Source organism: Streptomyces sp. NPDC111744 (genome assembly GCF_055634995.1).
Genome location: NZ_JBVKCG010000040.1, coordinates 24,478 through 39,835 on the forward strand (window position 1 = coordinate 24,478; position 15,358 = coordinate 39,835).

Below are 15,358 nucleotides of genomic sequence, written 5' to 3' on the forward strand. Positions count from 1 at the left end.
CGCCTCCAGGACGATGCCTGCGGTGGCCTACCACAGGGTCAATTGCACGTGAACTTGTTGGGGTACGCCACGCAGTGCTTGGTACTGCTCGTTTCCGGCTAGACCGCCAATCATATCGCCGATGGCATTGTTGTACTTTCCAGGGAAGCGCGTAACGATGTCATTAATGTCATTCATCATAGCTTCATCGATGCGGCCGGAGTTTACGAGATCCGTCTGCATCATCTTCCACGCTTTGGGTTCTGGGCGACTGCCCTGACCCGTCGACCAGACCTGCCGATGGTCCACCTTGTCCATCCGGATTGCCGGTCCCTTGCCGTACGAGATGGCACTTCCGGTTGAGGCGTCTTGCGGCATGTGATTGATCTCTTGGGGGCCATTGAAACCCGGCTGATTCGCCGGCTTCAGGCTGCCGTGCGTCCCGCCGACGTTACTTCCATCGCAGTTGTGGACCAGGACTGCCGCAGCCCCCGCCAGCACATAGTACGTGTGCGTACTGGAGACAGTCAGGTTGTTGACCGTCGCGGTCTGTGTCCACGCCCTCACTGCGGTGAGCTGGATGTACGTGCCGGCGGAGGTCTGCAGCAAGTCACCCGGTCGGAGTTCCTTGGCCTTCGCCCATCGGTGCTGCTTCGGGAGCCAGATCGGGTGGCCGTCGGTTGCTGTGACGGACTTCCCGTTGGCGAGTGTCAGGCGGACGAGGTGCTTGGTGCCGTGGCCCTTGATGGTGGCTGTGACTGTTTGGACACCGAGCCCGCCGAGCACCGGGTCCGTGGACTTCACCTTGTCGCCCGGTTTCAGGTCCTTGATAGCTCTCGTCTTACCGCTGGCGAGGAGGACCTTCGTGCCCGGCGTGAAGCTGTTGCACTTGCCGGAGGATTCGGCGGCGTCCTCACCCTCATCGGAGGCCTTGGCCGTGTCCTTCTCCGCAGTCTTCGCAGCCGATTCCTCCGCCGACTTGGCAGTCTTCTTCTCGACCGCCTTGGCCGCCTTTTCCTCGGCGGTTTTCACGACCTTCTTCTCGACCGCTTTCGCGGCCGTGTTCACAACCGTCTTCTCAGCGGTCTTCACCGCTGCTTGTTCGGCGCCCCGCGCCAGGACTCCGCCGCCGAAGCGCATGGAGCCTCTCGCGGCGGCCAGGGCCAGGCCGCCCTCGCCGAACGTCGCGACCGTGATCACAATCGTCGCCGCCGCCATCAGGCAGGAGCCGAGGGAGGGGTTGGTGGCGCAGCTGACGATGTCTGCGACGCCTGAGTACTCGTACGCCACGTGTGCGACCGTCTTCGTCGCCGACCATGCCGCGTGCCTGATCTGGGACCATCCCCAGAACTGGCCGTTCGGGTCTTCCTTCGTCACCGGGCTGTTGTCTGCGTAGGCGTAGCCGCCCAGTTGGAGGAGGTCGCCGAAGTCCATGACGGGGTCGATGGTCGTGAATCGGCCCAAGACAGGGTCGTAGTCCCTCGCGCCGAGATGGATCAGGCCGGTGCTTGATTCGTCGTCGCCGCCGATGTACGTGTGCGAGCCGGCCCAGGCTGCCGCTCCGGCCAGGTCACCTCGCAGGTTGCCCCACGCGTCGTAGGACCGGGAGGAGATCGCCATCCCCGACGCCAGTTTGATCTGGACCGTGCCCGTGCCTTGGGTGTTGGTGATCTGGGCGGCGAGGGTGTGGGCGGAGGTGGCGCTTGAGGTGTAGCGGATCACCGTGGGGGCGCCGGCCTGCGCGTAGGTGCGCATGGCCTTCGTCGTGGTGTTCGTCTGGGAGCCCATGACTTCGGTCTCGCCGAGGTCGAGGGTTGTCCAGCCGCCGGTCGTCTTCGCGATCCTGTTGCCGTCCGCGTCGTACAGGTAGGACGTGGTGCCCGTGATCGTGAATTTCTGGGTCGATGCGCTCGCCGTGCATGCGGCCAGGGTCAGGTCGGTGCCGGCTGTGGTGGCGGGGGCGTTGAGGCACAGTTTCGACGCCGTGTTGTAGAACGTGCCGTCCGCGCGGAGCGTGAAGGACTGGTTCGTGGCGTCCGGGACGCATGGCTGGAGCGTGATCGCCGAGCCGGAGGCCGTGCCTGCGGCCGTCGCGCACTTGCCCAGTACGGTCAGTTTGCCGCCGTTGGCGCTGAACTTCTGGGCGGTCGTGCTGTTGCAGGTGTAGATCTGGATGGCTGTGCCGTCGGCGGTGAGCGAGCTGGCGTCGTCCAGGCACAGTCCGCCGGGGCCCGTGATCGCGCCCTTGCCTGCGCCGAATCCGGACACCGAGGTCAGCAGGCCCTCACCGTCGTAGATGAAGGACTGGGTGTCGCCGTTGATCGTGCGGGTGTCGGTACGGCCTGCGTCGTCGAAGGTCGCGGAGTTCGTCTCGGTGACGGTTTTGGTGCCGGAGTCGGCCGGTGTGACCGTCTTCTCCGTCCAGCCGGTCAGGGTGTCCGGCTGGTTCGTGTCGCCGTAGGCGTAGGAAGTCGATCCGTTCAGGGCGGTGTTGAGGTCGCCCGACGCGGTGCGTTGCGTGCTGTGGTTGGTGACGGTCGTGCGGTTGCCCAGGTTGTCGTAGCGGTAGGACTGCCAGTACGGAAGGGAGTCGTAGGCCGCCGTGCCCGTCGCGACCGTCGACGCGGACGGGGTGGCGCCGACTGCGCCGGAGGCCGTGGCCTGTGTGTCCGTCGCTTTCCACGTCGTGCCCGTGGAGTCCGTGCATTGCTTCGCGGTCGCGCCGGTCCAGGCTTCGACGAGCTGGCCTCGGGCGTCATAGGTGAAGCACTGGTTGTCCCAGGTCGTGGTCGTTCCGGAGGCCGAGCCGGTTGCGACGAGGCTGGTGTTGCCGGCCTGGTCGTAGGCGTACGCGGTCTGGGAGACCAGGCCGTTCGCGGTCTGTGTCGCTGCGTAGGAGTGCAGGAGCAGGCCGGTCGGTTCGTCGTACAGGGCGCTGGTCCACACCCGGTACGGGTTTTTGCCGGTCGTGCTGCGGGTGATCTGGCCGTACGGGTTGTAGATCGCGCCCGTGGTGTACCAGTCCCAGCCGGAGGTGGAGATCGGCAGGTCCTGGGCGTTGTAGCGGGTGATGACCTTCTCGGCCGTGGTCATGCCGCCGGGGGTGGCGGGCAGCGTCGTCGACTGGAGTTGGCCGGTGGGAGTGTAGGTGTACGACCAGTGGTAAGAGCCCGACAGGTTGTTCGTCTGCCCGCTGATCGCCGGGATCGTCACCGTCTTGCCGGTGAGCTGGCCGTTCTCGGTGTAGCCCGTCGCCTCGGTGATGATGTCACCGGATGCGGAGCCGGGGGTGGTGTGACGGACCGATGTCGCCGGCATGCCTATGCCGTTGGCCTCCGTGTCGTATGTCCATTCCACCGCGGGCAGGCTCGCCGAGCCCACCGTGAGGGACTGCTTGCGGCCGAGTGCGTCGTAGCCGTAGTGCAGGACCTTGCCGGTGGCGTCCTTGGTCTGGGTGACGTGGTCCTGGTCGTCGTACCAGGTGTGGCTGGTGCCGGCGTTGGGGTCGGTGCTGGTCAGGACGCGGTGACGGGAGTCGTAGGTCCAGGACCAGATGCGGCCTGCCTCGTCCTTGATCTGGTGGAGGTTGCCCAGGGGGTCATAAGTGGACTCGGTGTAGGTGCTGGCCGAGCGGTCGGCGTTGGTGTAGGTGATCTGCTTGACCGCGCGGCCGAGGGCGTCACCGATCGTCTTGGTGGCGGTGGCTCCGGTGGGCGGGACGACGGTGACCGAGGCGTCCGTGTCGCTGTAGGTGTTGGTGGCGGAGGAGAATTCCGCGTTGTGGTGCAGGGTGGTCGTCTTGACCGGGCGGCCCAGGCCGTCGTAGGTAGCCTTCGTCGAGTTGGGGATCGGCTGCTGGCTGGTCGGCAGGTACCAGGACTTCGTCGGCAGGCCCAGGACGTAGTAGCCGTTGTCGGTGCGGGCCGCACTGCCGTGGTCGTCGTAGCGGACCGAGGTGACGATGCGGCCGAGGCCGGTGGCGTCAGGCGACTGGGTCTGGACGGTGCGCATCATGCCGTCGTAGAAGGTGACCGAGTCACTGTAGGTGCCGTTGTCACGCAGGGTGCTGGTGGTGACTCGGGTGGGGGTCTTCGAACCTAGGGCGTAGCTGATCTTCGTCGAGGGCAGGGCGTCGTCGTCGCCGGGGAGCCAGCCGGTGGTCAGGCGTCCGAGCTGGTCGTAGGCGTAGCGGGTGACGTTGCCGTTGGGGTCCTTGGCGGTGAGGGTGAGGCCGCGGGCCGGGTCGAGGGTGGTGATGGTCGCCTGGCTCTTGGCGTTGGTGACGGTGGTGCCGATGACGACGAAGGCGCTGCTGCCGGGGTTGTAGGTGGTCCTTGTCTCGTGGGCGGGGCTGGCGCCGTCGCTGACCTTGGTGGCGCGGCCGTAGGCGTCGTACTCGGTGAGGGAGCTGGTGACGCTCGCGGTACCGTCGCCGTTGAGGGTCTTCTCGCTGGTCGCGTCGCCGGCCGCGTTGTAGCCGGTGGTGACGTCGGAGACGACCTTGTCGGTGGCCGCGGTCGTGACGTCGTCGCAGTCGGTGGCGGTGGTCAGGACGCGCTTGGGCAGGCCGTAGAGGTTGGCCGACGCATTGTTGTCGAACGTGGTGAGGGTACAGGTGGTGTCGCCGGTCGCCGGGGTCGTGTCACCGGGGGACGACAGGGTGACGGTGGAGACCTCACTGAGTTTGGGCAGGCCGTCGTCGTCGACCGTGGTGGTGGTGCGGGTGCCGCGCCACTTGCCGTCGTAGGCGGTGAGGTCGTCGACGCGGCGGATGTAGGAGCGGCGGGCGACCAGGTCGGTGTCGTCGGTCCGCTTGCGGCGGGCGGTCTCGGTGGTGGCGCCGGGGACAGTGATCACCCGGCTGTGTGCGGCCGCCGCGGCTTCTGCGGACAGATAGGTGACGGTCTCGGCTGCCTGGCCCGCGTATTCGTCAACGTCGTCGGAGCTGAGGGTGGCTCCGGTGTCGTCTTTCAGGGTCTGTCCGGATCCGCGCAGGTAGTACGCGGTCGACTTGGAGCGGGTGGCGGCGGGGCCGTCGGGGTCGCCCACCTGTGTGGTGACGTTGGCGTAGCCGCGCCAGTCGCTGTGGGTGCGCTGGGAGGGCTTGGTGAACTCGGCGTCGCTCTTGGCCCAGTAGCCGCCGCCTCCGTAGGTGTAGGTGGTGACGAGGTCCGGTGAGGCGAGGGCGGTCGTGCTGACGACGGTGTCCTGCTCGGTCACGCGGGCGACCGTGAACTTGTTGAACCAGGCAAGCGGCGGGTTCTCGACGTTGTCGTCGGGCGACCAGTGCACCGGGTAGCAGGCTGCCGTGTTGTCGGCAATGTCGGTCGTCGCAGGGGCGTACGTGCAGCCCTTGTTGTAGTCGACGACGGTCTTCTTGCCGTTCTCGTCGGTGATGCCCGTGATGCGCGGGTGGATGTAGCTGAGTTCCTCGTCCTTGCTGTCGTCGCGCACCCGGTTGGGCATCGCGGTGCCGTCGAAGACGACGGCGGGCAGGTTCGAGGCCTCGCCGGGCATATCGTCCAGGTCGGTGGCGTCGGAGTCGTAGGCGCCCCGCTGGACGCTGGACAGCCACATGCCCGGAGAGGTCTGGTACCAGGCCTTGTTGAAGGCTTGGCTCAGCGTCCACTCGTCGATCGGGGAGAGGGTGCTGGTGCTGTCCCGGTGAGCCCAGGTGACGACCTTCTCCAGGCGCTTGCGGGTCCAGAAGGACGGGAAGGTCGGGCACTGCTTGGCGGTGTCCGACTTGCACAGAAGAGTGCGCGGGGTGTCGTACCAGAAGCGGTACTTCTCCGGGTCGTCGGTGGTGAAGTCGTCACCGTTGCACTTGCCGTTGTTCGCGTTGAGGCAGCGCTCGTCGGTCTTGAACTGGACCTTGGCAGCTGGGACCGCCCCCAGGCCGTCCTTGTTCAGGCCGTATTCGATGGTCAGCGGATAGGACCCGCGGTCGTACTTGACGTTCTGCTTGGTGGACTTGTTCTTCGCGTAGTAGTTCTCCTCCTGCTGGTAGGTGATGACCATGGCATTGCCGTGCAGGTCGACAACTTCGTCGAGCTGCCACGCCCAGGCCTGGTTGCAGGAGGAGTCCTTGAAGGCATCGGCGTGGCACGGTTCTGTCGGGTCATTGCCGAAGACGGGGACGGTGGAGACCGAGTCGGTGTCGGCATGCCCGTTGCCGACCTTGTCCAAGCCGAAGTAGTACTTGGTGCCGTCGCGGGTGGTGGCGATCCAGTACTCGCCCTTGTCGTCGTCACCACCGCCGTCGCCGTTGTCGGCACCGGTTTTGAGTTCGACCTTGGTGCCGTCGTCCGTCTTCGGGTGCCACTTGCCAGTGTCGTCACCGTCGCCGTGTACGAGCTCGACGGTGGTGCCCCCGAGGGTCATCACGGCGTTCGCGGATGCCCAGCACAGGTCACCGGTCTTCTTGCTCTTGCCCTTGTTGTTGGCGTCGGCGCCGTCCTGGTCCTGGGCGCAGCCCCGGTAGGACCGTTCGATGTGCCCGGGTTCGTAGGACCAGCCCTCGCCGATCCAGGAGGTCTGGGGGTTGGCGGCGGAGGTCTTGCCGTCCACCGCCTGGGAGTTGTACGAGAATGCGATCGTCGGTGTGGGGCCGGCGGAGACCGGCGGGGTGTCGATGCCGTACGTGTAGGAGAAGCCGCCCGAGGACGAGCCGGCCGCCCAACTGCCCGCCGAGGAGAGCGGCGTCGCGCGGAAAGAACCACCGTTGCCTCTACCGGTGTCGACTGTACCGACGACCCCGCCGGCGCCGGCGGAGGCGGCAGCTGTCATGGCCTTCGCGGCCGCGTCGTGCCAAACCGCGGGCCGCACACTGCCCTTGTTCAGGGCCTTGGTTGCATCGGCTGTGGTGGTACCGGTCGTGGTGTCGGCGTCCATGGGGGTCGACAGGTCGAGGGTGGCTTGGACCGTGGTGGTACCGAGGTCGGTTGTCTCGTTGCCGTCGGCGTCCGTGGCCGTGCTGTCGGCCTGGTGGTCGGCGGAGTTGTCGAGGGGCTCCGGGGTGGCACAGGCCTCGTTGTCGGGCTGGGTGAGGAAACACTCGGGGTAGCGGACCAGCTGGAGCCGGTCGGACCATTGGGCGCCGAAGTAGTTCTTGAACGCGGTGTAGTCGATCTGCACGCGAGCCGGTGCGGGGGTGTCGTCGCTGCTGGTGATCTGCATCAGCAGACCGGTGACACCGGCCGCGGCGGTGTCGGTCTGGTCGAGGACGTTCACCGACCAGGTGCCGGTGGGCACTTGTGCCGGATCGTCGGAGGCGGCACCGATCTTCACCGGTACCCCGCCGTCGACCTGAACGAGTCCGTCGTCGGCGGCCGCCAGTGTCTCCGGGGTGACGTCGGCGGTGCCATCGGGCCCTGTTGCTGGGATGGCGGTGCTGCCGTCCGGCGGGTCGGTGTCGTCCTGGGCCGGGTCTATGGCGTACTGCCGGGCGTACCCGTCCAGCGGCTGGTCGGCGCCGTCCACCGGGTCGGTAGCGGGGACATCCACCATCGCGGCGACGTCGTCGTCCGGGGGCGGCTCGGCAAAAGCCTGGCTGTCCAGCATCCCCACCGAGAGCGCGAGGGACAGCAGCAGGACGCCTCCTGGGGCCATCGCACAGCGGATCCCACGATGCCAGCGCAGACGTGATCGACCGAACACGAAGGAACCCCCCGGTGAGCCCGGCCGGGATATAGCCCCGGTCCGGCGATGCGGATGAAGCCGGCAGACGTAAGAAGTGCCGCGTGAAAAGGTATGGAGAAAGTAAGGAGAAGTCAGGCGGGATTATTGATCAACTGTTGAGTTCTGCGCCAGAGTGTTCGATCGCCTGTGGGATTGATCAGTGAAGCTTGCATGACAAGCAATGCTAAACAAGGGCAGATCGGCCGCGATTAGGGGCCTGAATCAGCCCACGTGGTCACCCCTGGGCCGCCTACGCCCCCCAGGGGCCTTGCCCTGCCCAATCCACCCCTTCATGATCTGCACACGACCTCCCCATGTCCCGGCAAAGGGCCGCCAAAGTGGTGCGCGGAGGCCTGTTCGCATGTCGCCACCGTCAGAGGGGAAACGGTCCGGTGTCCTCCGCTTCTTGGCCAGGCAGACTGAGCCACCGCCAAACACGCCTGCTCGCAGGAGTGTTGGCCCTGATCGTGGCCGTCGCGACCGCATGGGTGCTGCTCCCCGACCATGACAGCGGCGACGACACCGCGACGCACAGGGCGGCACCGCATCCGCGCACCGAGTCCGAGGCCCGAACCCTGGCGAAGCGCACCGGCACCTCCGTCGAGGTGATCACCGCCCGCACGGCAAAGACCACGACCTGGGCCAACCCCGACCACACCCTCACCACCCGGATCCACGTCTCACCGGTACGCACCAAGGTCGACGGCGAGTGGAGGGCGATCAACCCGACGCTGCGGCGCAGGCCCGACGGGAACTGGACCACGACAGCCACGACCACACCGGTGGTGTTCTCGGGCGGGACAAGAGGCAAGTCCCACAAGTCCGATGCCAACCAGGCGTCTTACGTCCACCCCGCGGCCTACCGTGTGACCACCGCGGCCGACGGAACCAACAGCACCCTCGTCACCCTCACCACCGCCGGGCACACGATCAACCTCACCTGGCCGGGCTCCCTCCCCGCCCCCGAGGTCGAGAGCAACGAGGCGCTGTACCGGGAGGTGCTCCCCGGCGTCGACCTCGTCGTTGCTGCGAACGACGGCGGTTTCTCCGAGGTCCTGGTCGTCAAGTCGGCGGAAGCGGCCGACAACCCCGCGCTGAAGGCCATCTCGTATGGCCTGTCCTCGCCGGACCTGACGATGAAGCTGGACTCACGCAGCGGCTCCATCCACGCCTACGATGCCGACGGCAACGATGTGGCGGCCACGCCGACCCTGCTGATGTGGGACTCGGCTGGCAAGGAAGCGGCCACCGACAATCTCACCCACGGTGACGGCGGCCCGGACGACCCCGACCCCACACCCAGCACGACACAGGACCCCTCCGCCGACCCGAGCGCCACCGCGGGCCAGGACGGCTCGGACACCGCGCTGCACAACATCGAGAACGACCAGAACGCCGACACGGACTTCGGCGCCACCCCCGAGCCGACCGCAACCACGGAGACCGACGGCGACGCCTCCCCGACCGCGAGCGACACCACGCCCCCCCGGATCCACCGAGTCCGGTTCAGACGCGGGAGTCACCGAACCGGCCGGCGACGAGGACGCGGTCGTCGTCCCTCCCGCCACCGCCATCGACCAGGAGCTGCCCGGTCTCGCCGGGCCTCAGCCCGGAACCCACTCGTCCCGTATCGATCCCAAGCTCGACGGCGACGGCCACATCACCATCTCGCCCGATCAGGAACTGCTGACAAGGGCCAGCACGCGGTACCCGGTCTTCATCGACCCGAACACCAACACGGATGCAGGCAACTGGACCACCGTGTACAAGCGCGGCAGCTGGAACACCGCAACCTTCTTCAACGGCCGGGGCTTCAACAAGGGCACCAACGAAGCACGAGCCGGCTACGAGTCCGACACCTACGGCACCAGCCGTTCCTTCTTCACCATGGAGTGGCCGGAGAAGGTGCGCACCACGCACATCACCGCGGCCACCCTGAACATGAAGGAGACCTACTCCTGGTCTTGCACCAAGAAGGACGTCGAGGTGTGGCGGACCGGTGACATCGACAAAAAGACCAGTTGGTCCAACCAGCCCGGCTGGACAGCTCACCTGGACACCAAGTCGTACGCAATGGGCTATCAGAAGCGCTGCGCGGCCGGAAACACGACCTTCGACGTCGAGGACGCAGCCCAGTACGCAGCCGACCACAGCCTGGACCACTGGACCCTCGGTATCCAGGCCTCGAACGAGGACGACCAGTACGCGTGGAAGAAGTTCCAGGCCACGAACGACAACGCGGGCCCGAACATCGACGTCACCTTCAACACCAAGCCCAACAAGCCGACCAAGCTCAAAATGAGCCCCGGCAAGTGCACCACCAGCTCGCCCTACGTGACGATCGGCGGAAACGACCAGCTCGTCTTCTCGGCGGCCACCTCCGACCCGGACGGCAAAGACGACCTCGACGTCATGCACCTGACGCTGAAGAACGTCGGGACCGGCACGGTCTACAACCGTGAGGCGGACGCCTCCGGCAAGAGCACCACCAGCTATACATTCGACAACACCGACAGCAACGGCAATTACGTCCTTAAAGACGGCACGTACTCCTGGAACGTATACGTCAAGGACGACACGGGCGGCACCGGCGGCACGTCCGCCCCCAGCTACACCTGCTACTTCAGGATCGACACCGTCGCCCCGAAGACACCGAACATCGCGTCCGACGACTTCGAAGAAGCCGATGTCGACAACGACAGCGGCGAGGACCAGTGGTCAAAGGCAACCTTCGGCCAGTCCGGATGCATGCTCTTCTGGAACTCGCCCGTCGAGAAGGTCACGAAATACATCTACAGCTGGAACAGCACCGCCTACGACAAGACCGCCACCGTGGCCGACGGCACCAAGTGCACAACCAAGTCAGGCGACGTGGTCACCAGCAACTTCTTCCAGGCAGCGGCCTCCGTCACACCGCCACTGGCCGGAATCGCCGTCCTGTACGTCAAGGCCGTGGACGCCGCAGGCAATCAATCCACGGAGAACTCCTACCGGATATTCGTAAGCCCCGAGGACCGCGACGAGACCGCCGCCGACCTCACCGGTGACGACAAACCCGACCTCCTCGCCATCAACGAGTCAACGGATGACGACGGGAACACCCAGTACAGTCTGCGCAACTACCCCTCCGGCAAAGATGGCGACCTCTTCGTCGGCTTGAACCCGTCCTACGGCAAGGTCACCAAGAACACCGCCTACACCGACGGCTGCACATCCCCCAGCCCCAGCTGGAAGGACGCGCTCATCACCCACACCGGTGACTACTACCCGGGCGACGGACTCCAGGACCTCATAGCCCGCATGGACGACGGCAAGCTCTACGTCTACTCCGGAGACGGTTTCGGCGGCTTCAACGCCTGCGCCCGACTGCCGATCCTGCTGCCCACCAAGGGAACGGACACCACCGGGGCGAGCGTCAACGTCCCCGACCCGTCCGCCTTCGACCAGATCCTCGCCGTAGGCGACGTCACAGGCGACAGTCAGCCGGACCTGTTCATGACCTCCGGCACCCAGTACTGGGCGTTCACCGGCTACACCGGCGGCTCCTTCGCCAGCGCAACTCTCCTCAACGACAGCAGCGCCTGGACCACCCGGGATCTCGTCACAGTCGCCGACATCAGCGGTGACCACGTCCCAGACATGATCTACCGCTCGGACTCCGGCCGGCTGATCCTGCGCAAGGGCAAGGCCAACTCGGCGGGCACGGGCGTCGACATCCTCTCCCTGGCCAACTCTGCGGCGAGTGGCGACGGCGCGGACGCCGAATACGCGGCCAGCGGCTGGTCCAGCACCGACGTCCCGCGCTTCTTCGCCATCCCGGACGTCAACAACGACGGCATCCCCGACCTGTACGCCCACACGAGCAGCGGCAGCGTACGCCTCTACTTCGGCGGCAAGACAACAATCGGCAGCTACAACACAGTGATCGGCACCTGGACAGGAAAGCTCGCCTTCGGCTAAACCACACTCCGGGGAGCTGGCGGCTGTGGCCGCCGGCTCCCCCACGGGCCTGAACACTGACACCGTCCGGCACACGCCACAAACCGAACGTCACCAAGCCGACAGCCAGCGGGTTGGGAGACCGAGAGGACGACGAGGCTCAGGACGATGTCGGTCAGTGTGGAGCCGATGATCGGAATCATGTCCATCAGGACCGTGAAGACGCCGAGCGCGGCACCCCGGCCTCACCCCCACAGGCCGCACGGCCCTCCCGCATCCCCACGCTCGTCAACGCCGGACTCGGCAGCGTCAGCACCCTCACCCTGATCAGCGTCCACGCCCCCTGGCCCGCCGTACTCGCCCTCGCCCTCGCAGGCTTCGCTTTCGTCCTGGTCCAGTACGTCCTCCAAGCCCTCGCTCCCCAGGACTCCCACGACCGCCACACCTGACGGAGCCAGCGCCCGTCGACGACTACGCCCCGACGTGACCCCCTGTCTCCGATTCCTCGCAGAAGTCGTCACCTTCACCCGCTGAACAGGCGTCTGGCCCGTCACCACAGCAGCAGTGTGAGTGACGGGCCAGGCAGAGTAAGCCTGTACGCATCCGCAGCCGGCCGGTAGCCGGGAACAAGGGCAACGCAGGCCGGACAGAGTGCGACCGGACCGAGAACCCCGCCCGCCTCCACCCAGCTCACCTTTAGCCGCGGTGGTCGCCACCGCCACGGTGGTCGCGGTCGTCGCCGCGGTGGCCCCAGGATGCCTCGTCGATGAAGCGGCCGTGGTCGTTGCGCAGGGTCGCGATGTCCCGGTCGTTGTTCCACACGTAGTTGCGGCGGTCCTGGTAGACGTCCGCGTAGCGGTCACGGCCCACGCCGATGTGGACCCGGACCGTGGAGCGGCCGTCCAGGCGGAAGTGCCGGAAGGTGTAGGTGTGGCCGGCCTCGTCCGACAGCGTCCAGCCGTCCAGGTTCACATCACGCCGAGCCGTGTTCGTGACATCCACCCACTCATGGTTCAGCGACCAGTTGGAGCGGTCGTCGCGGCCCGGGGAGTCGACACGTCACTGATCACCACAGCCCGGTCGTGCGGGCGGGCGGCGGGCTGGCCGACGGCCGCGGCAGGCAGCGCGAGTGCGCCGACAGCGGCGGCGGCCACGGCAGCAGCGGCGGTCAGACGGCGGGCGGTCACAGAAACGGACACGAGGTCCCCCTTCGGAACTGACACCCTCGGACCCTAGACGCGAAGGCGCAGGCCAGCGGGGAGTGTTGTGTGGGTGGCGGCCCGGTCGGCCGCACACCCACACCCTGCCCGCCCCCGAACCCGATCAGTGCGGAAAACGAAGAATGTGACGAATCACGGATATTTCAGTAACTCTCACCTTCAAGACACACCAATGCGATGAACATGACGAATTGACGGGTCATCGGTCCTGAATCCCGCGCCAGCGGCAGACGTGGAGCTCCGTCCCGCCAAGCGGCGCCCCCGGGAGCCGCGTGCCCGGCCGATGAAAGCGCGTAACAGTCGCCGTCGTCCGAACGGGTTCGGCTGGACGCCGAACAGGTTCTTGTACTGGTCGATGTAGGCGACCTTCATCGCAGTGGACGGTCCAGCTCCGCGGCGAAGAAAGCCGAGGCGGACTTCAATATCGCGTTCGCCCGCCGCAGTTCCTTCACCTCCCGCTCCAGCTCCGCGATCCGGGCAGCCTCGGCGCTGGTAGTCCCAGCCACGATGCCCTCGTCGGTCTCGGCCCGTTTGACCCACCCGCGCAGGGCCTCGGGGTGCACGTCCAGTTGGTCGGCGATCCGCTTGATCGCTCCGGCCCGACCGGCCGCGTCCTTGCGTGCCTCGACCGCCAGACGCGTCGCGCGTTCACGCAGTTCGTCGGGGTACTTACGGGGAGCAGCCATGATCGGCATCCTTCCGGGTCTTCGATGTCTCCATCAAACCCGGGGCGATTCACCCACCCTCTCCGGCGGGTGGACTCCACCCAGTGGAGCGGATGCCGAGCACGGTGTCGACCACTCCCGGCCAACTCTTTGTCCGTGAGTTGCGCACGTGTCACACCGGAGTCCTGCCGCACCGGAACCCCAGACAGGACCCAGAACACGAGTTTGATCACAACGGCAGGCAATCCCAGTACCGGAGGCGAAGCAGTCAGTGGTGCCCGGCTCACCGAATGGTGTTTCGAGTGTGCTCCGCCCATACTTCAGCTACCGCCTCCTTGGTTCGGATGACCCAGGCGCGCTCATCGTCCTTAGGTGGGCGGCGGCCGTTCCCGCCACCGGCCCGCGACAGACCGATATGAGCGCCAATCAAGCGGATGATTCGGCTATTGGAAATGTAGGCTGTGTGCACAAGCAGCACACTCCCCTCTCCGCCCATTGGGTCGCGCGGAAAAGCGCCTTCCATAAGAGATCGAACCATTATTGATCGAACGGATGGCGCAGCCGTCCCCCATGTCTGAATCACGCTTTGCTGGAGCACGTCTGCCACATCCTGCGGTAGTCCGGCCGGCATACCCGAAACAGGTAAGGGTGAGGCTGAGCAGTAGGCCAGGAAAGCACCTGGAACATCATTCCCTTGGGCTAGCCTGGCCAAATACCCCCGGAACCACCGTAGGGCGCGAGGCAATAGCAGTTTGTTGCCGATCCACCCCGCCGGTAAAATTACCGGGAAAAGGATCGCAGCGCCGAGCCACCTGAACCTGAAGTTGAAAGGTTCTCCGGTCAACACGCTGATCGCCGCGTGTGCTTCGCTGTACTCCAATCTATGAACTAGATCCAGATCGGCATCCTGGCTGCTTTGCTTATCTTTCCCCCTGGACGTCTTGGTCAATCGGTACCACAGGGCACGCGACGCGGAATCTCGACCGCTTTGCGGGGCGGGTGACCCCGTCCACCAAGCTTCATAGTGACCTTCCGAATGTTTGGACAGGTCCTTCAGCAGGCCAATCGCTTCGTCGTCCGGCGCCCAGAGGCCGAGCCACCGGCGATGGAAGACGTTCATAGCTTCGCGTGCGGCTTCTGCCCGTTCTTCGAGGGCATCAGCGATGGAGCCGCCTGTGCCGAGTCGCCATGGGATAAAAAAGAGAAACAAGGAAACCATCATCAACCATAAAGGCACACGGTGCATCGAGTGGTCGAATCTGGAAGTAACGCCCACCGCGACAAGCCCAAATGCCATCAGGGCAACGGACCCCGTAAGTAAGGATGCCAAAACGGCTAAGGCGCTTGGGGTCGAACCGGCGCCATGGGCGACGATCCTTCTCCGGACGCGGAATCTCCTCTTGTGGTGAAATTGCAGAAATGGAGTTCCTAGCGTGGTCCAACTGAGCAGGCCGTTCAGGCATATCTCTTCTTTGATCTCCTCGTATGGAGGAACGTCGCTTTTATATAGCTCGGGGTGCTTGGACAGCGAGGGAACCTCCGGCGGGGGGCTGATGAGGCCGCGTCTCCGCAATGTGTCACGGAAAGACGGACTGACACTTTCGGTTTTCCTCACCAACTGACTAGTGACCAATGCCTCCCATATGACCGAACCGCCGTGACTGTGACCCACGAGATGGTACTTTCGACCAGACCGCTCAAGACGAATGAGCCTCGCAAGCAACTCGTTGCTAGCACTTATTCGGGCTATTTGAGCGTTCGCCCCGCTCCATTGGAACAAGGTTGCGTCCTGAGAAGTGGTGTACCGGTTCCCACCTGATCCGGGCGTTTGCCCCGGCGTCGGAGTGAGTGTCCGGATACAAGAACGGCCACCGG

5 protein-coding genes and 1 pseudogene are annotated in these 15,358 nt (G+C 65.6%); 2 read left to right on the forward strand and 4 right to left on the reverse strand.

Annotated features, from left to right (window positions below; all coding sequences use genetic code 11):
* Positions 1-27: 27 nt before the first annotated feature.
* Entirely contained in the window at positions 28-7,590 is a 7,563-nt protein-coding gene (locus ACZ7OO_RS41825; protein WP_471512645.1) for a ricin-type beta-trefoil lectin domain protein, read from the reverse strand.
* A 1,830-nt stretch (positions 7,591-9,420) separates the two neighbouring features.
* Between ACZ7OO_RS41825 and ACZ7OO_RS41830 the strand changes: the two genes are divergently transcribed.
* Positions 9,421-11,619 (forward strand): FG-GAP-like repeat-containing protein, encoded by a 2,199-nt coding sequence (locus ACZ7OO_RS41830; RefSeq protein ID WP_471512646.1) that lies wholly within the window; start codon positions 9,421-9,423, stop codon positions 11,617-11,619.
* 113 nt (positions 11,620-11,732) lie between these two features.
* Entirely contained in the window at positions 11,733-12,047 is a 315-nt protein-coding gene (locus ACZ7OO_RS41835) for a hypothetical protein (RefSeq protein WP_471512647.1), read from the forward strand.
* Between the two features lie 247 nt (positions 12,048-12,294).
* Here the strand turns inward: ACZ7OO_RS41835 and ACZ7OO_RS41840 are convergent.
* The 3 genes and pseudogenes from ACZ7OO_RS41840 to ACZ7OO_RS41850 all read right to left on the reverse strand — a co-directional run bounded on the left by ACZ7OO_RS41840 (position 12,295) and on the right by ACZ7OO_RS41850 (position 14,780).
* Positions 12,295-12,785 (reverse strand): annotated as a pseudogene (locus tag ACZ7OO_RS41840) (lamin tail domain-containing protein).
* Between the two features lie 401 nt (positions 12,786-13,186).
* Entirely contained in the window at positions 13,187-13,504 is a 318-nt protein-coding gene (locus tag ACZ7OO_RS41845) for a transposase (RefSeq protein ID WP_471512648.1), read from the reverse strand.
* A gap of 262 nt (positions 13,505-13,766) precedes the next feature.
* Positions 13,767-14,780 (reverse strand): hypothetical protein, encoded by a 1,014-nt coding sequence (locus tag ACZ7OO_RS41850; RefSeq protein WP_471512649.1) that lies wholly within the window; start codon positions 14,778-14,780, stop codon positions 13,767-13,769.
* Positions 14,781-15,358 lie beyond the last annotated feature (578 nt).

Excerpts from the sequence above, each read along its gene's own strand:
- ACZ7OO_RS41825 (WP_471512645.1), bottom strand. The coding sequence starts at position 7,590 with ATGGCCCCAGGAGGCGTCCTGCTGCTGTCCCTCGCGCTCTCGGTGGGG.
- ACZ7OO_RS41845 (WP_471512648.1), bottom strand. The coding sequence starts at position 13,504 with ATGGCTGCTCCCCGTAAGTACCCCGACGAACTGCGTGAACGCGCGACG.
- ACZ7OO_RS41850 (WP_471512649.1), bottom strand. The coding sequence starts at position 14,780 with ATGGCATTTGGGCTTGTCGCGGTGGGCGTTACTTCCAGATTCGACCAC.